Raw genomic sequence first — 25,802 nt, 5'->3', positions numbered from 1 at the left:
TTTTTATTTAGGAGGTAACTAACATGAAAATTTGGAAGAAAGTTGCTTTAAGTAGTACAGCTATTTTGGCTGCAATGACACTAGCTGCATGTTCTAATGGCGGTTCAAGTTCATCAAGTAGTAAGGGAAGCGACAGCGGTAATTTAACCTTGTGGGTTGACACTAATCAGGTGCCATATTACAAGCAAATCGTTAAAGACTTTACCAAAGAACATAAAGACATTAAGGTTCGCGTAACGCAAAGTCCAACAGGTTCGGCTAATGCTAAAACTGATGTTGGTAAGGACCCATCAAAAGCTGCTGATGTTTTTGAAGCACCAAACGATCACTTAGGTCAAATGGCAGACTCAGGTTACATTAACCCACTGTCACCAACTGATACCAAGAATATCAAGTCTAATTATGTTGCTTCTGCTGTTAAGGGTGTAACTTGGAAGGGTAAGGTATATGCTTATCCATATGCTCAACAGGCACAAACGATTTACTATAATAAATCTAAGTTGTCACCTAGTGATGTTAAGAACTGGAAGACATTGACTTCTAAAGGTGTGGTTGCAACCGACTTTACCAATGCTTATGTTATGTGGCCAGTATTCTTCTCAGCAGGAACTAAGCTATACGGTGATAGTGGTGAAGACGTAAAGGGCTCAACCTATAATTCACAAAATGGTGTTAATGCTTTGAAATGGTTTGCTGAACAAAGAAACAACAAGGGTGTAATGCAAACTTCAAATGCGTTAAACCAATTGAAGAAGGGCAATGCTCAAGCAATCCTTGATGGACCATGGAACGCAGCTAACATTAAGAAGATTTTAGGTAAGAACTTTGGCGTTGCTAAATATCCAATGATTAATGTTGGTGGTAAGGATGTTCAAATGGAAGCATTCTTAGGTATTGAAGGCTTTGCTGTTAATGCACATACTAAGTATCCAAAGGCAGCTGCTGAACTTGCTGCATTTATTACTAATAAGAAGGCTCAATTAATTACACATAAGGCAGCTGGTCAAATCCCAGTTCTTAAGAGTGCAATTACAGCTCCAGAAGTTAAGAACGATCCTGTAGCTACAGCTGTTATTGAAATGTCACAACCAAATAATTCAGTTTTAATGCCAAAATTACCACAAATGGCTGAATTCTGGAATGGTGTTCCACCACTAATCAATGGTGCATACGACGGTAAAGTTAAGCCTGCACAATACAAGACACAACTTGCTAAATTGGAAAAGACTTCAGAAAAGAAATAGTTAATCTTGTAAGTAAAAAGGTTGGGATTGATGTCCAGCCTTTTCTTACTTAAAAAGAGGGGAAATTATGTTTAGAAAGAAAAAGCATGCAGCTCCTGCGGCAACTTTTCATGAAGTTTGGTCTAAAGGCAGTGTTGCCACAAAATTGTCGTTCTTTATTATGGGTAGTAATGCCTTAGAAAATAAGCAGTGGGTTAAAGGTCTTGCAATGCTAATTGCTGAAGTTGCCTTTATTGTCTGGCTGATTTTCGGTGGTGTTTCAGCAATGGCAATGATGACGAACTTGGGCCCTAATAAGACTAAAAAAGTTGTCTTTGATAAAGCTCAGGGAGTCTATATTACTAAGCAACCATCAAATTCTGTTTTGATTTTGTTGTTTGGCTTGCTAGCTTTGATTGTTTGTATAGGGATGATTTACCTATATATTGTCAATCTAAGGTCAACGAGAAAAAATTACGCTCTTAAGCGTGATGGTCAACATATTATGACCAACAAAGAAGAACTGGCTAATTTATTTGATGCTCGCTTGCATGATACGTTAATGGCCTTCCCACTTTTAGGAATTATTAGTTTTACAATCTTGCCAACAATTTTTATGATTTCGATGGCCTTTACTAACTATGATCGGCAACACGCAATTGCTTTTTCTTGGACTGGTTTTCAGGCTTTTGGCAATGTCATTAGTGGGGATCTATCAGGGACATTTTTTCCAGTATTAGGTTGGACGTTAGTTTGGGCAGTAGCAGCTACTGTAACTACTTTTTTCTTTGGTGTTTTATTAGCTTTATTAATTGAATCTAAAGGGATTAGACATAAAGGTTTTTGGCGGACAATTTTTGTAATTGTTTGGGCTGTACCGCAGTTTGTTTCCTTATTGATGATGGCGCAATTTTTGGATTATCAAGGTGCACTTAATGCAATCCTGACTAATTTAGGATTGATTGCTCATCCAATTCACTTTATTGATAGTCAGGCCTCACCGTTAGTTGCACGAATTACTGTAATTGTGGTTAACATGTGGATTGGTATTCCAGTTTCAATGTTAGTTTCAACTGCAATTATTCAGAATCTGCCAACTGACCAAATTGAAGCTGCTAAGATTGATGGTGCGAATGCAATTCAAGTCTTTAAGTCAATTACATTCCCACAGATTTTATTTGTAATGGCACCATCATTAATCCAACAGTTCATTGGTAACATCAATAACTTTAACGTTATCTTCTTGCTAACGGGTGGTGCGCCAATGAATAATAGTTACAATGGTGCTGGGTCAACTGACTTGCTGGTTACTTGGCTTTACAATTTGACTTTTGGCCAAGAGCAAAAGTACAACGCATCTGCAGTTTTAGGTATTCTAATCTTTATTATCAGTGCGGTCTTCTCATTGATTGCTTATCGTCATACTAATGCTTACAAGGAGGGCTAATGATGAAATCTTATAAAAATCAAAGACGCCTTTCGCTGATTTTCCGTTATTTACTATTAACAATTTTAGCCGTTGTCTGGATTTTGCCGATTGTTTGGATTATTTTGGCTAGCTTTTCATACAATGATACCGGATTTGTTTCAACTTTTTGGCCGGATAAATTTACGATAGATAATTATATTGGTATTTTTACTAACTCCCAATATCCATTAGTTAATTGGATTATTAATACGTTGGTTATTTCTGTATTGTCAATGATTATTTCCACATTTTTAACGATTTCTGTGGCTTATGTTTTGTCACGTCTACGCTTTTCATTTAGAAAGCCATTCATGCAGATTGCTTTGGTATTAGGGATGTTCCCTGGGTTCATGTCAATGATTGCTCTCTACTATATTTTGAAGGGCTTGAACATGTTAAACTTGGGCGGCCTGCTGCTGGTTTATGTCGGTGGTGCCGGCTTGGGCTTCTACGTTGCTAAAGGTTTCTTTGATACCGTACCGTTTTCGATTGATGAAGCTGCGGAAATTGATGGTGCAACCAAATGGCAAATTTTTACTCATATTGATTTGCCATTAGCTAAACCGATGATTGTTTATACAGCTCTGACTGCTTTTATCGGTCCGTGGACTGACTTCATTTTCTCAGGTATTATCTTATCGACTTCAGGTAACCCGAAGAATTACACTATTGCTTATGGTTTGTACAATATGGTACATAACACTAAAGGGAATGCGACGCAATTCTTTACGGAATTTGTGGCAGGATGTGTCGTAATTGCTATTCCAATTACAATTTTGTTTGTCTTTATGCAAAAATTCTACGTCAACGGGATTACCGCTGGTGCAGAAAAGGGATAAATATCTATTTATTAAAAGCGCAGCTAATATGGCTGCACTTTTTTGCATGGCTAGAGATTAAGTTGGGTTAAAATATAGAGAAAGGGGAGGTAAATAATGGCAACAGTTAAAATTATTCAAGCTGACATTACGACGTTAAAAGTTGATGCGATCGTTAATGCAGCCAACAAGACTTTACTAGGTGGGTTAGGCGTTGATGGTGCAATTCACAAGGCTGCTGGACCGGAATTACTTGAAGAATGTCGCACTTTGCATGGCTGCAAAACGGGTCAGGCTAAAATAACTAAGTGTTATCATTTACCAGCTAAATTTGTGATTCATACAGTTGGCCCGATTTACTCGGGGCGGGCAAGTGACGATTCGTTTTTGCGCACCTGCTATATTAACTGTCTTGATTTAGCTAAAGAATATCATTTGCATAGTATTGCTTTCCCAGCAATTTCAACGGGTGCCTACGGCTTTCCAGCGCGGCGAGCAGCGATGATTGCTTTTAGAACGGTAAATAGCTGGCTGCAAAAGAACGCATCATATAATATTGAAGTAATAATGTGTGCATTCGATGAAAAAACGGCTGCACTTTATCAAACGCAAATATAAAAAATAAGCCCCTCAGTAAATACTGAGAGGTTTTTTGAATGCAACAAAAAAGCGATCAACTGAGATCGCCCCATATACATAACAAGTGACTAACTTGTTACACATTCAATGTTTCGTGTTAGACAAAACATCATATTAATTCCATAAAAAGTATAACACAAGAAATTAGTAATAATTATAAATATAAAATAAACCATGAAATCTCATGGCTTATTTTTATTACTTAACACTGATAGCAAATGCTTCATAGGGTTGCAAGGTAATGTTTTGAAGAGTTTGGCGCTCAGGATAATTAGAAATTAACACTTCTTGAATTGTGTCGGCAGATGAAAACGCGGTTTCTTGATCACTGAAATTAGCAACTATCAGCCAGCGCTTTTTATTTAGTTGGCGGTAGTAAGCTAAGATATTGTCATTAGTAGTGATGGGCTCAAAGCTGCCGTTAATGACAATCTCATGTTCATGGCGCAGTTTAATTAACTTCTGGTAAGTATAAAAGATTGAATTAGGGTCAGCTAAAGCCTGTTTAACGTTAATTTCGCGGTAATTAGGGTTAGTTGCAAGCCACGGCTTAGCACTAGAAAAGCCAGCATTCTTCTCATTTAACCACTGCATTGGTCTGCGGGCATTGTCGCGCCCCTTAACATTAATTGCGTGAATTAATTCTTCTTTAGTGTAGCCTGCCTTAAGCCGCTCATGATACATATTGATGCTCTCAAGGTCTTCGACTTCACTGATGTCGTGGATAGGACAATTAGTCATACCAATTTCTTCGCCATTAAAAATATATGGTGTACCGTGCATCAGATGCAGGGCAATTGCAAACATTTTAGCTGATTGCACGCGGTACTTGTTGTCATTGCCCCAGCGAGAAATAACTCGCGGGATATCGTGATTTTCCCAAAAAAGACTGTTCCAAGCATGGTTATAATCAAGTTCAGTTTGCCATTTAATGAAGATTTTCTTGAGTTCACTGATGTTAAAAGGACGCAAGTCCCACTTGGACTTGCCAACTTGCTGGTCAATTCCTTGATCTTCAAATTGAAAGACCATTGATAGTTCATGCCTGTCAGGATCGGAATATTGCGTAGCGCCTTTAATGTCGGCACTCCAAGTTTCGCCGACAGTCATAACGTTGCGATGAGCTAATGTGTGTTCGTGCATTTCTTGAATGTAAGTGTGCAACTTGGGGCCATTTTCACGGATTTTCTTATCCGGGTCTTTCCCAATTAACTCAATAACATCCATGCGAAACCCGCCGATGCCCTTATCTAACCAAAAATTCATCATGTCATAGATTTTTTGGCGTAATTTAGGGTTTTTCCAATTTAAGTCAGGTTGTTGGGCCGCAAAAAAGTGAAGATAATATTGTTTAGTCTGCTGGTCGTACTGCCAAGCCGATCCAGAAAAGTCCGACTTCAAATCATTAGGTTCGTGGTTATCAACTGGATCACGCCAAATATAAAAATCGCGGTAAGGATTAGTCTTGCTCTTTCGCGCTTCAATAAACCATGGATGTTTATCTGAAGTATGGTTAACTACGAGGTCCATAATGATTCGAATGTTCCGCTTTTTTGCCTCAGCAATTAATTGTTCCATCTCAGTCATTGTGCCGTATTGCGGGTCAATTTTTTCGTAATCTGCAATGTCATAACCGTTATCAACACCCGGCGATAGGTAAATAGGAGATAGCCAGATGGCATCAATCCCTAACTTTTGTAAATAATCAAGGCGCGAGATGATTCCGCGCAGGTCACCAATTCCGTCGCCATTACTGTCTTGGAAGGATTTGGGATAAATTTGATAGATAACTGCTTTTTTCCACCACGGTGTCATGATATTTTCTCCTATAAAATGTAATCGCTATTATTGGTAATCATTATAGCATTTAACTAGAGGGTAAAATTGTCGTTACCGGTAACAGGAATGTCGTTAAGAAAAATAAGTCATGAAGCAGTTAAGCTTCATGACTTATTGTGTTAGCCGAGATTAATTAAAGTCCCAATTGTTCCTTTAACTTGGTTGCATCTGGGTCGTCACCCAACTCGTTTAACGCATCTGGTAAACCGTAAACAGGTTTACCATCGCAATTGATAAAAGTTTTACCGTGGGCTAATGAACTTAGAATGGCTTCATTAACAATGTCAACGGTAATTCGGAAGTAGCGGTCAATCTTGTCATCGGTGATCGCTTGAATCGAGCTTAACTCTGTTTCCGGGAAGTGACTTACACGATTGGCTGTTGAAAAGGCAAGGGTGATTTCACCGCTGCCGTTACCAGTGAAGGAGCCACTACGGGTAATTCCTACGCTTGAGCGGCGTGCAATTCGCTTTAGCTGCCGGGAATTAAACGGAATATCGGTAGCAATAATTGTGATAATACTGCCTTTTTCCTTATCCTTTCTCATTTGCGTGATTTTTTGACCAATATGTTCGCCGTAAATGTTTAAGTCTTCGCCAAAGCCAAAGTTGGACATTACAAGTGCCCCCATAGTAAAGGTTTTACCATCGATTTCAACTTGCCGTGAAGAAGAACCAATACCACCTTTTAGGTCGTAACAGCACATACCAGTGCCGCCGCCAACAGGTCCTTCTTCAAAACTTGTGTCAGCTGCCGCAAAGGCATCGTTAACGTCAGCTTCTGTTACACCTAAATCACGAATATGGTTGATGGTACTGTCATTACATTCCATAATAATTGGATTAACACTACCAGTTGTCGTTCCAATCTCAGGATTTTCGGCAAGCATTTGCTTAACTAAAGCAGTATAAGCAGTCCCGACACTTAGAGTGTTAGTTAAGACCAGTGGCGTTTCAATCGTTCCAAGTTCTTCGACTTGCACTAGTCCGGTACTCTTGCCAAAACCATTGATTACTTGAACAGCGGCTGGCATTTTTTCCCTGAAAATATTATCTTGGCAAGGTTTAATTACTGTTACACCCGTGTTCAACCGGTCAGTTTTTAATGTTTTGTGACCAACAGTAATGCCGGCAACATCAGTAATTAAATTTTGCGGACCTTGTTTGGCGTCGCTAAGTGCATTTAAAAGTGGTTTATTAAGTCCCATAATTTTTCTTCTTTCTTTAAAAACATTGCTCTACATAATTTCGATGGCCCATGTTCTAACCTTGTATGCTTGCATAAAAGCTGCCTTAGTCAGCCAGTAATGACCATCAATTGGGTCGGAAACATGAAACAAATCTTCGCTAAAGCCGTCTAATAAAACGGCGTGGTTATTTTTGTATGTTTTGCCCCACGGATAAGTGTCTGGATCTGGTTGAGTGAAATTAGTAGTGACATAGGTTAGGACAGGGTTGCCGCGTTTAATAGCGGCAATGAGGTCTGACTCGTGTGCGCCAGTTAAGTCACGCAAGTCTGTAAATTTACGTCCCCAATTTAATAAGGCAGACGGAAAGATTGCTTCAAAACGTCCCGTGACATTTTCGTAAGGTGAACCGCCAAAACCATGATACGGATTATAATCTGGAGCCAGCGGCATTTCATCGATAAAAGTTTGATAATCCGTTGTTTCCAACTTGTGCTGGTAATGAAGTCCCATTAATAAGGCGGCAGCTTCACAACCGTTTTGAACGCCCCAAAACATCTGGTTAATATTTTCGGTAATAAGCAGGTGTGGTTGCTGGGGGGTTAAGTGGCTGGGATAGTTATGCAAGATGCAATCAGTTGTCGGAATAAAAGTATCGGGAGCAATTTGAAGATATTCATTGCCAAATATATCCTCTTTGATTGCTTTAATCTGTAGCGATGTTGCTTGGTTAATTTTCTGCAAGTTTTGCCCTAAGTGATTGCACGCAATTGTGCCGCAAGGATTAACAATCAGCGTTTTTTCTTGGCATAAATCATGAGTACGTGTAATTAACGGCTCGCCGTCAAGCCAGATATCACATTTATTAACCCAAGTACCAGCTGAAGTTATAAGCCAAGTTTGCTGAAATATATCTTCTCCCTGACCGATAAATTGCAAATTACTGGTTAATGGTAACTTTTTAAGTAGTTGATGCTGCTGGGAATAAAAACTAGTTCCGTGGCAGTTTTTGACTTTTCCCCATTTAACTTGAGTAAAAAGTACAAGTTTATTAAAATAATTTAATCCTTTAAAATATGCATCGCTAAATAAAAGCAATCCTTGTGAAGTATCGAAGTAAATATTTTGACTATCATCTTTAACTAAATTATCGGTTAATAATTCTTGATTTAATTTACAAGGCACTGCAACTTGAAAATTAACATTAGTTAGAACAGCTGCTTGGTTACTAACAACAATAGGTTGTGCGTTGTGAAAGTGATGAATGATTTCCATGCAGGACTCCTTTCAAGTGATTAAATCTATCATAGCATATTATTTCTAATAAAATTGGAATAAGTTAAATAATTATTAAAGCAATGTATTGACAAATAATGCTTTTTGTCCTAATCTTTTTTTAAGTTAAGGAGCCAACATATTAGAGGTTGCGATAATTACTAACTTAGCAGGAGTACACAAAAGCAAAGATTGTTAATCGAAGAATTATCGCCGAAATCAAGAATTTGTTTGTGCAAGTTTTTGGTTGGGTTGCAGGACAATATCTTGCAAACTGTCTTGGATTATTGCCCAAGGAGCGCTATTTGATTTGTCTAAAATGATTAATTATAGCCTTGTTGTTTTTAGGACAATGAGGTTTTTGTTTGTGCAACTTTTTAAGTTGGCCTGATTTTTTAAGAGGTGTTATTTTGAAGGAAAAGAGTGAAGAGAACGCGCCGCAGCTGAAGAAGACAATTGGTGTGTTTGGTGGGAGTAATATTTTAATTGGGATTATGATTGGCTCAGGTATTTTTTACATTGGGTCGTATGTCTTGCAACGGTCACAAATGTCGATGGGCTATGCACTTTTGGCATGGCTAGTTGGTGGTCTAGTTACATTAATGGGAAGTCTGTGCTTTGCGGAATTAGGAGCAATGAATCCCGAAACTGGTGGGATTTACGTTTATTTGTCAGATGCATATTCACCAGTAATTGGTTATATGTTTACCTTTCAAAGTATGGTGATTGGTGGCCCTGGGTCAATTGCGGCGATTGCGATTGCATTGCCGATGGCTTTGACGACCTTTTTCCACTTTGATGATTTAACTGTAAAAACAGTTGCAATTTTATTAATTGTTATTTTCACAGTTATTAATTATTTTGGTGTTAATGTTGGTGAATGGGTGCAAAATTTCTTCACGGTGCTAAAGATTTTGCCATTAGTTTTAATTATTGGTCTGGGTGTCTTTTTTGGTCACTATATGCCTAATTTGTCACTGTCATTACCTGCTGGTCATGGTAATGTGATTGATATTATTCAAATGGTGGCCTTTGCGGTAATCGCATCTCTTTGGGCATTTGAGGGCTGGACTAACTTGAACACAGTTGCCGGTGAAATGAAAAACCCGCAAAAGAACCTGCCGCGAGCATTGATTTTATCGGTTGGTTTTACAACAGTTGTTTATGTGTTGTTCAACTTTGCGATTTATCGTTCATTACCTGCTAAAGCAATTGCTAAGTCAATTAGGGCTGGTCAATTGTACTTAGGGACTAATGTGGCCCAGACATTTATGGGCTATGCAGGTACAATTTTGGTTGCTGTAACAATGGTTTTGGCAATGATTAGTTCATTAAACGGAATGATTTTAGCCTTTTCACGTTATTACTATGCCGTTTCTAAAGATGGCTTATTATGGAAGACATTTGAGCATATTCATCCAAAATACCGGACACCTGATCACGGCTTAATTATGCAAATGATTATTTCAATTGCGCTCGTTTTAACACGAGACTTAAATGAATTGACTTCCTTAGTTGTCTTCAGTGGAGCAATTTTTAATCTGTTATCAATTTTAGCCGTTCCGGTTCTACGTCACCGCAAACCAAATGTCACAAGACCATACAAAGTTTGGGCTTATCCGTGGACAGTTATCATTGCTGTTATTGCCTTCTTAATTATTTTGATTAACAATTTCTTTGATGATCCAGTGACTTCATTGTTAGGTTTACTAATTCCAGCAATTTCTGTTGGTGTTTATTACTACTTTAGACATAAGTACCCAGTTAATGAGTAGAACTAGAAGTAAATAATGACTAAAGAAAAAATTATTGCAGAAGCCAAGGCGATCAAGCCCGACCCAAGTTTTTTGAATATAACTGAAACTTGAAAGCAGTAAAACTAGCCAAATCCTCTGTGAGATTTGGCTTTTTTTGTCCTAAATTATGTTTTATTTGCGTCCATCCAGCTGATTTTGGATAAATCTTGGTAGTAGCTTAATAAAGTTATCTATTACTTGCCCAATCTTTTTTGTAATTTCTTCTTTGACTGCTTTTAGCGCAGTTAGCAGGTAGACCAATGCTTCTTCGCAGGCTAAATCTGGTAATGCATCATTCATTAGATAGAACAAATCTCCGATTGTTCGTTCATCAACTGTCTGTCTTTGCTGCCATGCTAGTAACTCATAAGTTAAGGCGGTAATGGCAAAGTAGCCGCATTTTCCATCATAACTTTGAATCTGTGATTTATCTAAAGTTAGATACTGCTTAGCTGCTTTGAAGAAAGTCTCTATTTGCCATCTGCTGCCATAAAGCTGAATAATTTTTTTGACCGCAATTGATGTTTGGTAGTAGCCAAACAAAGTAATTTCTGCCGGTTGATCAAAACGGCATAAAGATTTTCTAGCAAAATGTGACTTGATCAGCCATTTGATTTACCCGAGCAAATAATTTAAAAGCGAAAACTACAAATAGCAGCAGGTGAAGGCTTAAAGATTATTACCCACAAAAAGTTGACACTAACACGCTATTCTAGGTAACTGCTAGCTTTCAAGTTTCAGATTTATAATAAAATTGAACTAAATTAATTATTAAAGTAATATACTGAAAAATAATATTTTTCAAATTAAGAAGTCAACATAGTGGGGCTTCTGATAATTTTTAACTTAGCAGGAGCGCTATTTTATTAGCTTAACTTACTTTTGATACTGCGAAATAGTTTTACAAGTGGGCCAACACAAAGAGCGGATATAATTGTTCCTTCACGAATACCAACTAAAGAATGAAAGTAGATTAGTGCAATTGCTAATGCAATAACGACCATACTAAAGTCAACAATTACTTTAGTAACTGCAAATTTTTTCTTTAATGACCAAGCCATTGCTCTGGCCAAACCTTCTCCGGGTAAAATAATTGAACTTGAAGATATCTCTAAGAATACACCAATTGCTAATATGACAATACTTAAGATTGTTAAACTAATTTGTTCTAAGTAATTATGTGGTTTAACAAAACTGAAAACTTTCATGAAAAAATCAATTAAAAAGCCAAAGCAACTTCCCGGAATAATCTGAAGTAAATTGAGAGTACTAAAATCTCTTCTTAAAAACAGGGCCTCTAATAAAACTAAGATTATCATAAAAATAATGGTTAAATTGCCGATCGATACTGGTAAAAGATAGCTGACAACATTAGGGATACTGGCAATTGGCGATGTTCCTAGAGCAGCCAGCTTTGACAAGGATACACCAATTGCCATGATACTTAGACCACAAAATAAAATTAATAGATTACGAGGGTGAAAAGCTTTGATTAAACTGTTTTCCAAATTAGCAACTTCCTTTATAATATAAATGATTAATTTATATTATAGTTTATCATCAATTTAGTGGATAAGTCCATTAATTGACTAGAGGTATGTATGAAATATTATTATTTAAGTAAATTTATTGCTGGTATTTATCGGCAATCCAAAAATGAATTTAACCAGCAGCTTGCAAATTTGAACTTACGAGCAACCCAAAGTGATTTGCTATTATTTATTGTTGAGCATCCTAATTTGATGCAGCGTGAGATAGCTCAACAAATGGTGATTGATCCTAGTTTGTTAGCTAAAGATTTGCAAGTATTATTGCACCAGAAATTGATTACACGTAATAAAGATAGTGCTGATGGACGTGTTAAGCGGATTACAGCTACAACTAACGGTAAAAGTGAAGTACTTAAATTAAAACAGGTGATGGAAACGTGGTGGCAGAATTTATTTGCACAACATCAAGAATTAAATACTACTGAATTTTTTAAACAACTAGAAATGGGGTATCAAGCTATTTGCTTTCGTGATACTAATGTATCATCAGTTGTTAATAAGCATAATTAATTTTACTAGAATAATTAATTAATAAAGAATAACGCTGATAAAAAATATGTAAATAACTATTGAAATCGCTTTAATACTGATTTATAATTTTAAGAGTAAATAAGCGTGTTACTGATTCGATCAGGCATAAACCTATAAATAAACAATAACTCATAATCTGCTATTGGTTATTTATAGGTTTTTTTATTAAAAAGAGGTTAGCAAAGTGAAATTTGTCAAGAATTTTAATAACAATGCTGCTTTAGTGTCTGATGAGTCGGGCGTTGATTGGGTGGTTATTGGTAACGGGATTGGCTTTGGTAAAAAAGCTGGTGATGAGATTGACGAGAGTAAGATTAGTCGCCGGTTTGTCGCAGTTGAGAAGAATATTGAGTTGGCCAATAGTATTAGTGATATTGATACGCGTACATTAGCACTGACAACTGAGGTCATTCAGATTGCTTCAGAAAAGTTGCAGACCAAGTTTTCTGATTATCAATATTTTGCTCTAGCTGATCATATTGATTTTTTGCTTAAAAGAGCTGATGAAGGCATTGACTTAGGACAAGAAACGGTCCGGTGGGAGATTCGTAAATTATTTCCTAAAGAGTACGATGTTGCCCTAACGGCGATTAAGTTGATTGAAAAAAAGACAGGCATGACTTTACCACGCAGTGAAGCTGTTTATCTGACATATCACTTTATTAATGCTGGTTCAGATCAGACTAAGCTGCAGGATACGATTAAGATTACTAAATTAATCCGTGGTGTGATTGCCATTATTGAATATCAATATGGGATGCAGCTTGACACGGAATCATTTAATTTTAACCGCTTCATGACCCACTTGCGGGCTTTTATGGTTCGCCATATTTGCGGTATTAATGATGAAAGTGGTAGTGAGCTTGATCGGTCGCTGCTGGAATTAATGAAGGCAAAGTATCAGACAGCTTATGAAACGGTCTTAAAGATTGGTACTTATTTACAAAAGCAAGCTGGTTGGCAGTTGCAGCCTGATGATCAGGTTTATCTGACCTTGCATGTCTGGCGGGTAACGCATAGACAGAATAGTTCAAATACTGATGACGAGACTAAGCAACTGACAACTGACAAATAACATAGTTTATCTGGTGTGTTACTGGTAAGGCAGGCATTAACCCGAGAACAATAAAAGAGCATACTTGTTAATAAGCAAGGGCAGACTCTTTATGTTCACGAGTTTTTATTTTGCTTAGTTTAGGAGGAAAAAATGGCTTACGAAGATTTAAGTCAAAAAATTATTGCCAATGTCGGCGGTAAAGACAATGTTGCTAGCGTTGTTCACTGTACGACACGGCTGCGTTTTAAATTGAAGGACGAAAAGAAGGCTAATGATGCCGCAATGAAAGCTACTGATGGGGTGCTTTCGTTAGTTAAAGCCGGTGGTCAATATCAAGTAGTCATTGGTAATAATGTTGCAGATGTGTACGATACTTTAATTAAAGTCGGCGGCTTTTCTGATGGCGGAACAGTTGCTGATGACTATGTTGATACCAGCAATATGAGTTTAATGGATCGTTTCATTGATTTGATTTCTGGGATTTTCAATCCAATATTAGGTCCCTTATGTGCAACTGGGATGATTAAGGGCTTCAATGCCATGTTTTTGTCTTTGGGTTGGTTAACAAAAACTTCTGGTACCTATATTATCCTAAATGCAATTGGTGATAGCTTGTTTTACTTTCTACCAGTTATTTTAGGTATTTCGGCTGCTAAAAAGTTTGGCATCAGTAGCTACCTAGGAGCAACAATTGGTGCAGCCCTATGTTATCCTACAATTGTAGCTATGACTACTAGTAAGACTACTTTGTATACTTTGTTTAAGGGAACAATCTTTCAAGCACCAATCCATATAACCTTTTTAGGACTTCCAGTAATTTCGATGAACTATACTTCATCAGTTATCCCAATTATTTTAGCTATTTGGTTTGCATCTAAGGTACAGAGATTTGCTAAGAAGATTATTCCTGATGTTGTTAAAACTTTCCTTGTACCCTTTATGGTATTGCTGATTACTTTACCAGTAACTTTTATAATTATTGGACCTGTTGCAACTTGGTTAAGTAATATTATTTCTTCAATTTGTGTGGGTGTTTATAATATTAGTCCAATTTTAGCCGGTATCTTAATGGGTGCGTTTTGGCAAGTATTTGTTATGTTTGGTGTTCATTGGGGCTTTGTTGCGGTTGCCATGGCTAATTTGGCCTCACAAGGATTTGACCCAATTATTATTTTGAGTCAAGCAGCTTCTTTTGCACAAACTGGTGTTGTTTTGGCAATGTTTTTTCAGACTAAAAATGAAAAAACCAAGAGTTTAGCATTTCCAGCTTTTATCTCTGGGATCTTCGGTGTTACTGAACCAGCTATTTATGGTTTGACACTGCCAAGAAAGCGACCATTTATTTTAAGTTGTATTGCGTCAGCCATCGGTGGTGGATTAATTGGACTGTTTGGAACTAAGAATTGGATGATGGGTGGTTTAGGTATATTTACTATCCCAGCTACTATTGGTAAAAATGGTGTAGATTCAACAGTTTATGGCTATATTTTGGCAATAATTGCTGCTACAATTTTAGGCTTTGTTTTCCAAATGCTATTTGGCAAAAAGAGCGTTGACGCTCCTCTTGATGGCGAAGCTGCGCCAGCTGTTGCTACTGCTGAAAGCAACGCTAATGCAGAAGTGAAAGAAATTGACAAGGATGTGGCTACCTGTGATGCTCCTAAAGCTTCTGTAACTCCGGAAGATGTTGTTGCACCATTAGCTGGAGAAGTTGTTGATTTAAAAGATGTTAAGGATCAAGTGTTTTCAAGTGGTGCGATGGGTCAAGGCGTTGCGATTGAACCAAGTGACGGCAAAGTTTGTTCACCAGTAGACGGAACGATTGCCATGGTCTTCCCAACAGGTCACGCGATTGGACTTAAATCTGTTAATGGTGCCGAAGTCATGATTCATATTGGGATGGACACAGTTGAGCTTGATGGTAAAGGTTTTAAGACCCTAGTTGAGAAGGGGCAAACAGTGAAAGCTGGTGAGCCATTAATTGAATTTGACATTGATGCAATTAAGAAGGCAGGTTATGTTGTTACCACACCTGTGATCGTAACTAACTCAAAGGATTATAATGAGGTTAAGGTAATTGCCGACGGTCAAGTCAAGATTGCCGATAAATTGTTGGCTTTAAATTAATATAAAAGAAAGGTTGCTAAGAGAATGACTACAAATAATTTCCCTAAAGGCTTTTTATGGGGCGGCGCCACTGCTGCTAACCAATTAGAAGGTGCATATCAAGAAGGCGGCAAGGGCTTGTCACTACCTGATGTTTTACCAGGCGGTAAAAAGCGGATGTGGCTTGCTAATGAACCTGATTTTGATTTTACGATTGACCCTAATAAGTTTTATCCAAACCATATTGGGATTGACCACTACCACCACTTCAAAGAAGATATTGCACTGTTTGCAGAAATGGGCTTTAAGTGCTACCGCTTTTCAATTGCGTGGTCACGGATTTTTCCTAATGGGGATGAAGCTGAACCAAATGAAGAAGGCTTGAAGTTTTACGACGCCTTAATTGATGAATGTTTGAAGTACAAGATTGAGCCCGTAATTACGATTTCACACTATGAATTGCCATTGAATTTAATTACGAAGTACGGTGCTTGGAAGAACAAGCAATTAATTGACTTTTATGAGCGGTTTGCGCGGACAGTCTTGACTCGTTACCACGACAAAGTTAAGTACTGGATGACTTTTAACGAAATTAACAGTGCTGCTCACTTCCCAATAATGGGTCAAGGATTGGTAGCTTCTAATGGTGCTAACGACAAAAAGAATATTTATCAAGCATGGCATAACCAATTTGTTGCAAGTAGCAAGGCTGTTAAGATTGGTCATGAATTAGACCCTGATTTACAAATTGGATGTATGATTTTATACGCAACTACTTACAGTTATGACTGTGATCCAAAGAACCAATTGGCTTCATTACAAGAAAACCAAGCCAACAACTTCTTCTGTGCTGATGTGCAAGTACGTGGTCACTACCCAACTTATACTAAGAGTCTGTTAGCTCGTAATGGCGTTAAGTTGAGTGACATTGATTACACGCAAGAAGAATTAGATCTGCTGGCTAAGTATCCTGTTGATTACATTGGCTTTAGCTACTACATGTCATCTGTAATTGATGTTACGCATGATAATCAGGAATCAGCTAATGGTAATATGATGGGCGGAGTTAAGAATCCGTTCTTAAAGAGTAGCGATTGGGGCTGGCAAATTGACCCAATTGGCTTACGGATCGCGTTAAACCAACTATCTGATCGCTACCAAAAACCTGTTTTCGTTGTTGAAAATGGTCTTGGTGCAATTGATAAGCCGGACGAAAATCACTACGTTGCTGATGATTACCGCATTGACTATTTGCGCGAACATATCGAAGCAATTTCTGGTGCAATTGATGATGGTGTTGATGTTATGGGCTACACTCCATGGGGTTGTATTGACTTAGTCAGTGCTTCAACTGGTGAAATGTCCAAGCGTTACGGCTTTATCTATGTTGATGAGGACGATCATTGTGAAGGTACTCTTAAGCGTTACAAGAAGAAGTCATTTGACTGGTATAAGAAGGTAATTGCGACTAACGGTCAAGATTTGGGATAAATGGTAATAATTATGAAAAAATGGCTCAAAACACTTATTTCATTTGTTAGCGTAATTACTTTGTTTTTAGTTGGTACAAATGTGACCGAAGCTAAGAGCACTAAAGCAGCTAATAAGCCAGTAACAATTTATTTGGCACGGCATGGAGAAACCACGGCTAATGTAATGCACCTTGCTCAAGGCTGGAGTGATTTCACTTTGACTGATAATGGTGTTAAAGGTGCACAATACCTCGGTTTAGGTTTAAAAGGAGTTAAATTTAGAGCAGCATATTCTGGTGATTTAACTCGCCAAGAAAAAACAGCACAAGGTGCTTTGGATTATTCTGGCAATAAGAAGATTAAATTACAGATTGATCCACGTTTGCGCGAATGTAACTATGGCAGTTATGAAGGTAGACAGGATATTGGCAAAAATGTCCCAGAAATCGCAGAGTACTATGGTTATAAGGATGTAGCTGACTTCCAAGCTAAAACGGGTAAATTGTTCCAAAACAAGATGCAAGACGGTTATTATGCTTTAGACAAGGCTAATAAATTGAACACGACTTTGCCAGAACAATATCGCGCTGAGCAATCAACAACTGTTCAAAAGCGAATGACTGCCGCATTGACTGCAATTGCTAAGAAGCAACAAAAGAAGGGCGGCAATGTTCTTGTAGTTAGTTCAGGGATGTCGATTAATATGTTCTTGTCAGCTCAAGACTACCCAGAATACCAAGGCGTTGGTATAGCTAATGATGCTGTTACTAAATTAGTTTACAAAAATGGTAAATTTAAATTAGCAGGACCTATTGGTGATTTGAAGTATTTCAATGCTGGTAAAAAAGCAGCAGATAGGTAATCAACTTATTAACTACCCCTTTCAGAAAGTAAAAAAGTCTGATCACAAATATTGTGACCAGACTTTTTGAATGCCATTAAATGTTATTTACTTTGCTTTTTCAGACTGAAGAAAATAATCAGAATGAAGTTGATTAATAGGGTAAAGCCCGTTGTCCAAAAGACAGTCGCATAATTGAAGACACCGGAAATAATTGATCCCATCATGGAACCAAAGACAGACCCAACAGCTTGGAATGACTGATTGTAACTAAAGATTCGGCCAAAGCTTTCCATTGGTGTATTAAGAGTTAAGACCGTTTGGGCTGCTGGCAGCATTGCGGCGCTAGCAATTCCAAGTAAGAATCTTAATCCGGCTAAGACCCATGGTGAATGGGTCAAGGCCATTGGGGCAAAGAGAACAGCACCGACAATTAAGCCTAAACGTAAGATCTTCAAAGGTCCGATTTCATCCATTTTGTGGCCCACGCTTGATGCAGCAAGCAAAGTCCCAAGACCCGGAGTTGCGGCAACAACCCCAGCAACGAAGGCAATATTCTTGCTATTGGGCATCATTGATTTGACATAAAGCGAAACAATCGGGTCGATTGACATGTTGGCAGCTTGAACCAGTAAAGTGGTAATGAACATTACGACAATCAACTTTAAATTGGGCAAGGTGTGCATGATTTCGCCCATTGGTTTCATTTCTTCACGAGAAATTGGTGTAAATTCTTCGCTAACAAGAAAGGTGGAACCAGTGAATACCAATAACATTAAGAATCCCGTAATAAAGAAGGGAATCCGATAGCCCCAAACGCCACCAAGCCAATTACCGAAGAAACTGGACAAAACGCCGCCGAGCAGAGGACCAACTAGGTTACCAGCGGTTCCGGCGGTCATCATTTGACTCATGACCCACCCACTGCGTTGGTGCGGAGTTTCACCGGCAATTAGTGCCGTAGCATTATTGATGTATCCGGAAAAGGCACCTTGGATAAATCGCATTACGATAATGTAAATAGCATTAGGTGCAAAGCCAGTAGCAGTAATTGTTAGTGCCATCACACCGCTTGCGCGCATACACATTAATTTGCGTCCCTTACGGTCAGCAAGGTTGCCCCAATAAGGAGAAACGATTGCTTGTGCAATGAAGGTCATGGCAAATGCTAACCCAGAATATAGGTTAATTTGTAGCTTGCTATAATGACCAAGGTCAGCAATGAATAAAGAAATAAAGGGCATCGTCATTGAGTAGCCCATACCTGTAATAAAGCAGCCGAGCCAGAGGGTATAGAAAGATTTATGCCACCCAGCTGGTAACTTGTAAGATTTCGTCAAAATGATCATCCTTCTATATGAAAAAATATTAATCTTTTCTATTTTAGCACATAAAAATTGCTAAGAATTTCCTAAAAACAAGAAATTAGGTTAGCAAACATGTTAGGATAGTGTTTCTGAAAGGATGAGGACATTATGGGGAAAGATCCGCGCATAACAAGGCGTGAATATCGTAAACAATATGTAGAAAGTAAGGCAGAGAAGAACAAAGTGGTGCAAAATTCTGACGTGCAATCGCGCCAGCTGCGTGTGCCAACGCGGACAAATTATCGCCATCTAAAGTTGAATTTCTGGGAGATTTTCTCTGATCGTCCATATCTTGCTGTCGCAATTATTGTCCTGGCAATTTTCTTCATTATGGCAAAATTGTGGTGGCTGTTGCTTCTATTAATGGTGCTGGTGGTGATTGGTATTTACTTTATTGGGCGCAGTCACCATCCCGATCGTGTTTTAAGTCTGGAATTTAAATTGAAGGCATCGCGCAAATTAAGTATGTTGCGGGCTCTGCAGTTTGGTGGGGCAATCATTATCTTTTTGGCGACTTATATGAAAAAAGTGGTCAACGTTGATTTTTCATCTGCTGGATCAACCGATGGTTTTCAAATTGTGCAGGGATTGTTGTCTGATCGCGGCGGTGTTTATGGCCAACAGGGGTCGTATTTTTTGAACTTGCTTAACACATTGACTGGTGGACAACTGTGGGGAACATATCGGTATGCAACTAATAGTGCACAGATGATGAACAGTAGTGCAGGACGCTGGATTGTGATTTGGGTGTTGTTGCTGATGATTGCACCAGCATTTTGCGTATTGGCTCAATTTTTTAGAGAACCATATTCTCGCAATACAATGCTGATTGCATCGGCCGTGACCACGATTAGCTTTGTCTTAACGCCAACTTTAATGCGCAAGTGGATTGTGGCTTACGCAATGGAAAACCAAATGTCAAACACGCAGGCACAAGCGGCGGTGAGCGTGGGACCAATGGCTTATGTGGCAATGGGCTGTGCGTTACTGGTTTTAGTAATTTCAATTTACCGCGTAATTAAAAAAGATCAGTTTGAATAAAATTTTTTGATATTAATCTGTCGGAGGTTAGTAAATGGACTTTGATGAAATGGTAGAGATGGCATTAAAATCGGATGGTAATTTAAAGTTAATTCTTAAAGGAAATGTGGGACAAAAAGAAAATAAGCCAATTGGCGTTGTTAGTGTAGTTTATGTGACAAGTGATGTTCAACTAGCCAAGCAAAAGTTTACGGAGTTAAATGAGCATAAAAGTGATGACGAATTTTACATGATTTATAGTTGCCCAGTAGATACTTATTTGCCAGATATGGGTCATTATCCGTCAATTGAAATTTCTCAAGAAGATTTACAAAACTAAAAAGACGAGGCTTGATGAAGTCTCGTCTTTTTTAGATTAATGAGTTATTCTGCTGGTTGCACGTTTGTTGTTGCCTTTTTTGTCTTATTCATCACGTAAAGAATAATGGCGAAGACAATTACACTAACAATGATTAAAGCAAATAGTGCGTAGTTGATGCCAAGTGTACTCGCAATACTAGTGAAAATGGCGGTCATTAATGGGCCAGCAATTTGTAAGATTGTATTTAAAGCGCCAACTGAAGAGGATAAAATCGTGCGGTCAACTGATGAAACGAGCCACTGCATCATTTTAGGGCTGGCAACACCAGCAAAGAAACTAAGCAAGGTAATAAAAATTAAAGTAGCAATAATGTTTTTGTTGATAATGGCCAATGTGGTCCCTGCACTAATTATCGTATCAATTAGTGAAATAACGAATAATGATGTTTTCTTAAAAATAATGGTGCCAATCGCGCTGCCAAGAGCAAAGCCAATTGAATCTACAGCCCCAATCAGGGCGATAGTAAAGGTATAAGTACCAATTAACATGCTCTTATTCCCAGCAACAACAATTGAAATTAGTGGCTCAAGGGTCATCAAGATACCGTTTAGTAAAGCAATAACTGAAATGACAGTTAACAGACCGTTGGCCTTTTTGATTTGACTAAATGATGACTTAAGGGTGGTGAAGAAGCCTTGCTGATTAACTGCAACGTCTTCTTGAGGATGAGTTTTAAGGTAACTATGACCTACACTGGCATAGAGCAAACCGGCAAATAGAAAGGTTAGTGCGTTGACGATTGCTAAGTTGGAATATGACAAGTATAGCAGTAAGACAGAGCCAACGAATTGGGCAACTGTTGAAATAATTTGTGAAATACCGTTAGTAAAACCTGTGGCTTCAGCTACCTCGTTTTGCCCAACAAGATTGACAATTAGCGGGGTTGTTAGACCACCAGAATACATTCCGGAAATATCAGAGATAAAGTTGATGCCAATAACAAGCAGAATGAGATTCCAGCCAGCAATGTTAGTGACAAATAATAAGCCAACAATTAGATAAAGAATAAAGCGAATGATGGCTAGCCAAACAATCATTTTGAACTTGTTCTTAGTTCTATCAGCGTAATAACCACTTAAACTTTCAATCAATCGCGGAATAGCTTCGGTAATTGAAATTAATGAGATAGCCAACGTGTAATTATGCAATTTGCTAGCATAGGTCATCAGTGCTAAGTAGAAGAGAATATCGCCAGCAGTTGATAGCCAGCTAGCAAATGATAGTTTACGGTAATTTTTGTTCTTTAAGAAAATGCCCATGATTGATAACTCCTTTTTTCATTTAACATATATTTAGTATATTTGAGTTAAAATAGGAGAAAGCAAAAGTGTCGTATTTGACACAAAATGTCGTATTCGCAAGTTGATCAATTTAGGGAGTATCTGACAGTGACGATTGGAGAGCTATTAAAAAAGTACCGCTTAGAGAGCTTAAAAACACAAAAGGAGTGGGTTGGCGATATTGTCAGTCCATCTTATTATTCTAAAGTTGAAAAGAATGTTCATCGGATTACAGCGGAAGATTTATTGCTGCTATTGAACCACAATAATATTTCACCGGATAAATTTTTTAAGCAACTTAATCAGAATCAAGAAACAGATAAAGAACGAGAAAATCAGCTGTTTAATTTTGCAGCGGAAGCAAATTATAAAAATTCAGTTGAAGATTTGCGTAAAATCAGACGAATGTTTAAAGAAAGTAATTTTGCGGATAAGGAAGATGACTTAGTCTACATTGATGCAGAAATTGCGGAAATGACGGATGAAAAGCTGCCGGCAGAAGAACAACAAGCCTTGAAACAATTGATTTTTAAGGTTGCGGATTTTGATGAAACAAGTCTGACTTTGTACTGCAATTACATGGGGCTATTTGATATTGATAGTAATTTGATTATCTCTAAGAGGGTAGTTAAGCAGTTCATTCATTCTCCAAAGGTGAAATTGCAGGCAATTACTCTGGGACTGATTACTAATTTAGTCATTCAGTGCATCGAGGAGCAACGTGAGGACGAGGCAGACTTCTTTATTGAGAATGCAGGCCAAGTTACAGTATTGCCGGAGACATTTTTTTCTAAAAATATCTTGCAATTCATGGTAAATATAATTATGTATCACCGAACTGGTGATGAAAAGCTGCTGGAGCAGTGTAAGGCAGTTATTGCCAATTTGGCATTTACGGGGATGACAGAATATAGTGAGGAACTGCAGAAATTTTATGTAAAGTATAAATAAGCATTCTGCTAGTTAAAGTCCGCCTTAAATCCTACGAATTGATGACCGCGATAGGTTTGCTTAGCCAACTTGCCAGTGATTGTCCGTTTATTTAAGACGAATGTAATTGACTTACCAGCAAAAAGCTGCCGCAGTTCGCGCTCGTTAAAAGTATGTTTGCCCCAGGTTTGGTTGATTGCGACAGTTTTGCCGCGCCATGTTCCCGTAACTTTAGTCTTCGGCATAAATGCGTGCTTGTTAGCTGGTTGCAGTTTAGCCAGCTGGGGATTTTTCTTTAAATTGCCCGCATTTTTTTGCTCGATTAATAGGTCATGCTTAACAATTTGATTAATCAAAAATGGCACGTTACGATAGTCAAATTTGCCTAGTTTGACCATTCTCATTGTGTTTTGTAATTGTTCGGTAACTTGGGGAGAGGCGATGTAAGTTTGGTCGCATAAGATTGACTGGACTAAGCCGGGAAAGGTGAGCGAATATTTTTCTTTAGTATTTTTAATTAGCGCACCTTTGCCAGTTGAGATGTTGGCTAAAGTTTGTTCTTGAGTTGCACCAGTACCAATTTTATCTTTTTTAAGAAAATCAATAATAAATCGGTGTGTTGGTGCCTTGGGCTTGGGGTTGTGGCCTTCGTAGACAAAGGGCTGCGCAATTGGACCAAAAGGTAAAACTTGCTTAGCGTGTGTGTCATTGAGGGTATTTTCATCAAAAATCAGCTTGTAATTCAACTTGCGGGGCAAATTAATTGTGCAAGTAAATTTGGGATAGTCAGCAAGGTGAGCTCGTTCTTGGTCGTAAAGATAGTCTTCGGCTAAAATCGCCAAAAAACTTTTGGCAACTGCTTCATAAATTGCTCGGCCACAGTTACCGAATTTTTGCTCAATTTCTGTTAGGCTTCGCGGCACATTCAGACCTGGACGATTAGCGCCGTGGGTCGCGTTTTTAGCTAAAAATTTCCGCCGAAGTGTTGTATGCGTTAGTAGTTTGGGGTCAATGTGAGTAACTTGAGCGATTTGCTTAACTAGTGGCAGCAATTCTGCGAACTGCTCCTGCGTGATTTTAGTATCTTCTGTTCGGGGATAGGATAAAATCCCGGCTTCGTACATTTTTTGGTAAGTTGCAAGCACTTCTTTGGAAGCATAACCTTTTTTGCCGACTAAAATTGCAAGGTGACTTAGGTCAAGTAGGTCTGGTGGCGCTTGGTGTTTGGCGATTTTATCGTCAACAATAATTGCGGAATTGTAGAAGTTTAATAATTCTAGTTTAGCTTGGTCTGGTGTCATGAATTTGGCATTTTTAACTTGGGTAAAAGTATTCTGGTTGGCATCACGAAAGCGCACTTCGTAATAGGATTTTTTTACGTAATTTTGCCGAGCTGTCTCTTGCTGGTAAACCTGATTAACAATGGTTGACTTGAGACGTCCTAACCGCAAAGTCTTGGGTTGAAACCCAGCTTGTCTAGCAATAATCAAGGCAATGCGCGACAGCTGCATTGAGGCAAAGTCGAAACGTTCGCGCCCAGTTGCTTCTAAGAACTCGCCTTGTTGGTATTGATTAGTAACGTCAACCTTTTGCTGCAAGGCCTTTTTGATGTTAGCTTTTGTTTCATCGGCAAAACGAATACGAAAAACTTGCTTGTGCCAGTTAATAGCGTTGACAATTTCCCAGCCCAGCAAATCACCTTCGCCCGACGGATCATCATCAGTTGCAATTACAATCGCATCACACTTTTGTGCTGCATGCTTAATATTAGTCAGGGTCTTTTGCATACCGGGGATGACCTCTTTTTCCCAAGTGAAGTCGAGTAAGTCCCACGGATAATTGCTCAAATCGTGCCAGTCGCTGTATTTGGTGGCCTTATCCTGAGTGACCATTTCGTGGGGCTCCTTGAATTGTAAAAGATGGCCGTGAGCGTGGACAATTTGGTAGCTGTCATGATTGAAGCTGCCACTTAATCCGCCTAATGCCTTGGCAAAATTCTTCGCCGCACTAGCTTTTTCTGTTAAAAGTAAAAGTTTCAAGTTAATCAGTTCCTTGCTAAAGATAAAATTGTGGGCAAACTCTTGTTTGGCCTAATTAGTATATCTTGTATTTGGCAAATGAACAAATTTATTTTAGGATAAGAAAATTGCAAAAGACACGGTTAACTAATAGTGAGAATAAATTGTTAAAGAAAAATTTGAGCGGATTATGGCATGAGGCTGAACACTTTGGTGTATTAGAAAACAAAAAAGCGATCCGTTAGGATCGCTCAGCCGGCTTGCAAGTAATTAACTTGCAGAGCCCGTTTTTGTACATGATAAATATGCACTTCTATAATTCTTATTTGTTTACTACTAACGGAGCTAACACCTGCTTTGCGGGCTTTAGGTGCGGATTTGGATAAATTAGCGAATTTGCTCGACAAAATAGCTGATTTACTCAAAGAAATTCTACGGATTTTCAGGTAAAACAAACAAAATAGCTCAGGTTTTCCTGGGCTATTTTTGGTTTTGAATTTAGTCTGTTTTTTCGATTGATTAAGCTGGACCCAATCCGTTTGCATACCGATTTAATGTTGCCAATGTTGGTACAGAATCTAACATTTCCAATTTAGCTAATTGTGGCTGCTTTATGCCAATTCTTTTTGCAAATACTGTTTGTGGAATATTACGCTTAATCCTTTCAGCACAAAGCTTAACCAGCGTGTCAATAATTACTTTTTCATCTTCTGAAATAGATGAAAAACTACTCTCAATATCATTAAGTTTCATCTAATCACTGTCTTTCTAGCCAATTTTCTAAAAGACTAATTGCTCGTTCAACTTGCTTCTTATCAGTTTTATTCTGCTTTTTTGTATAGTGGGTTAATAAAATAAATTTATTTGCGTCATAACTCGCATAAAAAATTCTATCCGGTAAAGTATGCAATTTCATAATAGGATATTTATAACCCTTAAGAACCTTAGATTGTGGTGGTCTAATACCAGGTCCTAAAGCTTGCAGTAATTTTAACTAGCTAATT

General features: G+C 38.2%; 22 protein-coding genes, 1 pseudogene and 1 riboswitch. Of the genes and pseudogenes, 13 read left to right on the top strand and 10 right to left on the bottom strand.

Annotated features, from left to right (window positions below; translation table 11 throughout):
• Positions 1–23: 23 nt before the first annotated feature.
• The 4 genes from OZX76_RS09250 to OZX76_RS09235 all read left to right on the top strand — a co-directional run bounded on the left by OZX76_RS09250 (position 24) and on the right by OZX76_RS09235 (position 4,127).
• A complete protein-coding gene (locus tag OZX76_RS09250) occupies positions 24–1,244 on the top strand; it encodes an extracellular solute-binding protein (RefSeq protein ID WP_277179683.1) in 1,221 nt (406 codons plus the stop codon).
• A gap of 67 nt (positions 1,245–1,311) precedes the next feature.
• Entirely contained in the window at positions 1,312–2,670 is a 1,359-nt protein-coding gene (locus tag OZX76_RS09245; protein WP_277179681.1) for a sugar ABC transporter permease, read from the top strand.
• A 2-nt stretch (positions 2,671–2,672) separates the two neighbouring features.
• Positions 2,673–3,530: a sugar ABC transporter permease gene (locus tag OZX76_RS09240; protein WP_277181545.1), complete on the top strand. Its 858-nt coding sequence runs from the start codon at positions 2,673–2,675 to the stop codon at positions 3,528–3,530.
• 96 nt (positions 3,531–3,626) lie between these two features.
• The gene (locus tag OZX76_RS09235) at positions 3,627–4,127 is read left to right on the top strand and encodes an O-acetyl-ADP-ribose deacetylase (protein ID WP_277179680.1); all 501 of its coding nucleotides are present in this window, start codon (positions 3,627–3,629) and stop codon (positions 4,125–4,127) included.
• 219 nt (positions 4,128–4,346) lie between these two features.
• Here OZX76_RS09235 and OZX76_RS09230 read toward each other — a convergent pair whose 3' ends face one another.
• The 3 genes from OZX76_RS09230 to OZX76_RS09220 all read right to left on the bottom strand — a co-directional run bounded on the left by OZX76_RS09230 (position 4,347) and on the right by OZX76_RS09220 (position 8,448).
• Entirely contained in the window at positions 4,347–5,963 is a 1,617-nt protein-coding gene (locus OZX76_RS09230; RefSeq protein ID WP_277179678.1) for an alpha-glucosidase, read from the bottom strand.
• 157 nt (positions 5,964–6,120) lie between these two features.
• A complete protein-coding gene (locus tag OZX76_RS09225; protein ID WP_277179676.1) occupies positions 6,121–7,194 on the bottom strand; it encodes a P1 family peptidase in 1,074 nt (357 codons plus the stop codon).
• Positions 7,195–7,224: 30 nt separating this feature from the next.
• On the bottom strand, positions 7,225–8,448 hold the full coding sequence (locus tag OZX76_RS09220; protein ID WP_277179674.1) for a C39 family peptidase: 1,224 nt from the start codon (positions 8,446–8,448) through the stop codon (positions 7,225–7,227).
• Between the two features lie 135 nt (positions 8,449–8,583).
• A riboswitch (Lysine riboswitch) is annotated at positions 8,584–8,760 on the top strand.
• Between the two features lie 98 nt (positions 8,761–8,858).
• On the opposite strand from OZX76_RS09220, the gene OZX76_RS09215 reads away from it, so the two are divergent.
• Positions 8,859–10,223: an amino acid permease gene (locus tag OZX76_RS09215; protein ID WP_277179673.1), complete on the top strand. Its 1,365-nt coding sequence runs from the start codon at positions 8,859–8,861 to the stop codon at positions 10,221–10,223.
• 270 nt (positions 10,224–10,493) lie between these two features.
• Here OZX76_RS09215 and OZX76_RS09210 read toward each other — a convergent pair.
• Positions 10,494–10,754 (bottom strand): annotated as a pseudogene (locus tag OZX76_RS09210) (transposase); the annotation flags it as partial.
• Between the two features lie 356 nt (positions 10,755–11,110).
• Complete coding sequence (locus OZX76_RS09205) at positions 11,111–11,752, bottom strand: DUF6198 family protein (RefSeq protein WP_277179671.1); 642 nt, start codon at positions 11,750–11,752, stop codon at positions 11,111–11,113.
• Positions 11,753–11,845: 93 nt separating this feature from the next.
• Here OZX76_RS09205 and OZX76_RS09200 point away from each other — a divergent pair, with 93 nt between their 5' ends.
• From OZX76_RS09200 to OZX76_RS09180, 5 genes are all read left to right on the top strand, one after another.
• Entirely contained in the window at positions 11,846–12,304 is a 459-nt protein-coding gene (locus OZX76_RS09200) for a MarR family winged helix-turn-helix transcriptional regulator (RefSeq protein ID WP_277179669.1), read from the top strand.
• 205 nt (positions 12,305–12,509) lie between these two features.
• Positions 12,510–13,400, top strand: coding sequence for a PRD domain-containing protein (locus tag OZX76_RS09195; protein ID WP_277179666.1), 891 nt, complete (start codon positions 12,510–12,512; stop codon positions 13,398–13,400).
• 132 nt (positions 13,401–13,532) lie between these two features.
• Positions 13,533–15,509, top strand: a complete 1,977-nt coding sequence (locus tag OZX76_RS09190; protein WP_277179664.1) for a beta-glucoside-specific PTS transporter subunit IIABC — start codon at positions 13,533–13,535, stop codon at positions 15,507–15,509.
• A gap of 24 nt (positions 15,510–15,533) precedes the next feature.
• Entirely contained in the window at positions 15,534–16,979 is a 1,446-nt protein-coding gene (locus OZX76_RS09185; protein WP_277179661.1) for a 6-phospho-beta-glucosidase, read from the top strand.
• Between the two features lie 12 nt (positions 16,980–16,991).
• Positions 16,992–17,822, top strand: a complete 831-nt coding sequence (locus OZX76_RS09180; protein ID WP_277179660.1) for a histidine phosphatase family protein — start codon at positions 16,992–16,994, stop codon at positions 17,820–17,822.
• Positions 17,823–17,905: 83 nt separating this feature from the next.
• On the opposite strand, the gene OZX76_RS09175 is transcribed toward OZX76_RS09180, so the two are convergent.
• Positions 17,906–19,150, bottom strand: a complete 1,245-nt coding sequence (locus OZX76_RS09175) for an MFS transporter (protein WP_277179658.1) — start codon at positions 19,148–19,150, stop codon at positions 17,906–17,908.
• A 126-nt stretch (positions 19,151–19,276) separates the two neighbouring features.
• On the opposite strand from OZX76_RS09175, the gene OZX76_RS09170 reads away from it, so the two are divergent.
• Together OZX76_RS09170 and OZX76_RS09165 are read left to right on the top strand one after the other, a co-directional pair.
• Positions 19,277–20,209, top strand: coding sequence for a cytochrome C5 (locus OZX76_RS09170; RefSeq protein WP_277179656.1), 933 nt, complete (start codon positions 19,277–19,279; stop codon positions 20,207–20,209).
• 34 nt (positions 20,210–20,243) lie between these two features.
• Positions 20,244–20,528: a hypothetical protein gene (locus tag OZX76_RS09165; protein WP_277179655.1), complete on the top strand. Its 285-nt coding sequence runs from the start codon at positions 20,244–20,246 to the stop codon at positions 20,526–20,528.
• A 44-nt stretch (positions 20,529–20,572) separates the two neighbouring features.
• On the opposite strand, the gene OZX76_RS09160 is transcribed toward OZX76_RS09165, so the two are convergent.
• A complete protein-coding gene (locus OZX76_RS09160) occupies positions 20,573–21,829 on the bottom strand; it encodes an MFS transporter (protein ID WP_277179653.1) in 1,257 nt (418 codons plus the stop codon).
• 129 nt (positions 21,830–21,958) lie between these two features.
• On the opposite strand from OZX76_RS09160, the gene OZX76_RS09155 reads away from it, so the two are divergent.
• On the top strand, positions 21,959–22,801 hold the full coding sequence (locus OZX76_RS09155; RefSeq protein WP_277179651.1) for an Rgg/GadR/MutR family transcriptional regulator: 843 nt from the start codon (positions 21,959–21,961) through the stop codon (positions 22,799–22,801).
• Between the two features lie 8 nt (positions 22,802–22,809).
• On the opposite strand, the gene OZX76_RS09150 is transcribed toward OZX76_RS09155, so the two are convergent.
• From OZX76_RS09150 to OZX76_RS09140, 3 genes are all read right to left on the bottom strand, one after another.
• Positions 22,810–24,819: a DNA topoisomerase gene (locus OZX76_RS09150; RefSeq protein WP_277179649.1), complete on the bottom strand. Its 2,010-nt coding sequence runs from the start codon at positions 24,817–24,819 to the stop codon at positions 22,810–22,812.
• A 498-nt stretch (positions 24,820–25,317) separates the two neighbouring features.
• Complete coding sequence (locus OZX76_RS09145) at positions 25,318–25,551, bottom strand: helix-turn-helix transcriptional regulator (protein ID WP_277179648.1); 234 nt, start codon at positions 25,549–25,551, stop codon at positions 25,318–25,320.
• A 4-nt stretch (positions 25,552–25,555) separates the two neighbouring features.
• Positions 25,556–25,783 carry a type II toxin-antitoxin system RelE/ParE family toxin gene (locus tag OZX76_RS09140; RefSeq protein ID WP_277181543.1) on the bottom strand — a complete coding sequence of 76 codons (228 nt, stop codon included), beginning with the start codon at positions 25,781–25,783 and terminating at the stop codon, positions 25,556–25,558.
• Positions 25,784–25,802 lie beyond the last annotated feature (19 nt).

Source organism: Lactobacillus sp. ESL0677, assembly GCF_029392875.1.
Taxonomy (GTDB): domain Bacteria; phylum Bacillota; class Bacilli; order Lactobacillales; family Lactobacillaceae; genus Lactobacillus.
This window is presented reverse-complemented; position numbering and strand designations above follow the sequence as displayed.

Bases quoted from the DNA above. Each gene is read 5' to 3' on its own strand.
- OZX76_RS09145 (WP_277179648.1), bottom strand. From the start codon at position 25,551: ATGAAACTTAATGATATTGAGAGTAGTTTTTCATCTATTTCAGAAGAT.
- OZX76_RS09225 (WP_277179676.1), bottom strand. From the start codon at position 7,194: ATGGGACTTAATAAACCACTTTTAAATGCACTTAGCGACGCCAAACAA.
- OZX76_RS09175 (WP_277179658.1), bottom strand. From the start codon at position 19,150: ATGATCATTTTGACGAAATCTTACAAGTTACCAGCTGGGTGGCATAAA.
- OZX76_RS09250 (WP_277179683.1), top strand. From the start codon at position 24: ATGAAAATTTGGAAGAAAGTTGCTTTAAGTAGTACAGCTATTTTGGCT.
- OZX76_RS09200 (WP_277179669.1), top strand. From the start codon at position 11,846: ATGAAATATTATTATTTAAGTAAATTTATTGCTGGTATTTATCGGCAA.
- OZX76_RS09220 (WP_277179674.1), bottom strand. From the start codon at position 8,448: ATGGAAATCATTCATCACTTTCACAACGCACAACCTATTGTTGTTAGT.
- OZX76_RS09240 (WP_277181545.1), top strand. From the start codon at position 2,673: ATGAAATCTTATAAAAATCAAAGACGCCTTTCGCTGATTTTCCGTTAT.
- OZX76_RS09160 (WP_277179653.1), bottom strand. From the start codon at position 21,829: ATGGGCATTTTCTTAAAGAACAAAAATTACCGTAAACTATCATTTGCT.
- OZX76_RS09235 (WP_277179680.1), top strand. From the start codon at position 3,627: ATGGCAACAGTTAAAATTATTCAAGCTGACATTACGACGTTAAAAGTT.
- OZX76_RS09245 (WP_277179681.1), top strand. From the start codon at position 1,312: ATGTTTAGAAAGAAAAAGCATGCAGCTCCTGCGGCAACTTTTCATGAA.
- OZX76_RS09170 (WP_277179656.1), top strand. From the start codon at position 19,277: ATGGGGAAAGATCCGCGCATAACAAGGCGTGAATATCGTAAACAATAT.
- OZX76_RS09185 (WP_277179661.1), top strand. From the start codon at position 15,534: ATGACTACAAATAATTTCCCTAAAGGCTTTTTATGGGGCGGCGCCACT.
- OZX76_RS09180 (WP_277179660.1), top strand. From the start codon at position 16,992: ATGAAAAAATGGCTCAAAACACTTATTTCATTTGTTAGCGTAATTACT.
- OZX76_RS09165 (WP_277179655.1), top strand. From the start codon at position 20,244: ATGGACTTTGATGAAATGGTAGAGATGGCATTAAAATCGGATGGTAAT.
- OZX76_RS09190 (WP_277179664.1), top strand. From the start codon at position 13,533: ATGGCTTACGAAGATTTAAGTCAAAAAATTATTGCCAATGTCGGCGGT.
- OZX76_RS09230 (WP_277179678.1), bottom strand. From the start codon at position 5,963: ATGACACCGTGGTGGAAAAAAGCAGTTATCTATCAAATTTATCCCAAA.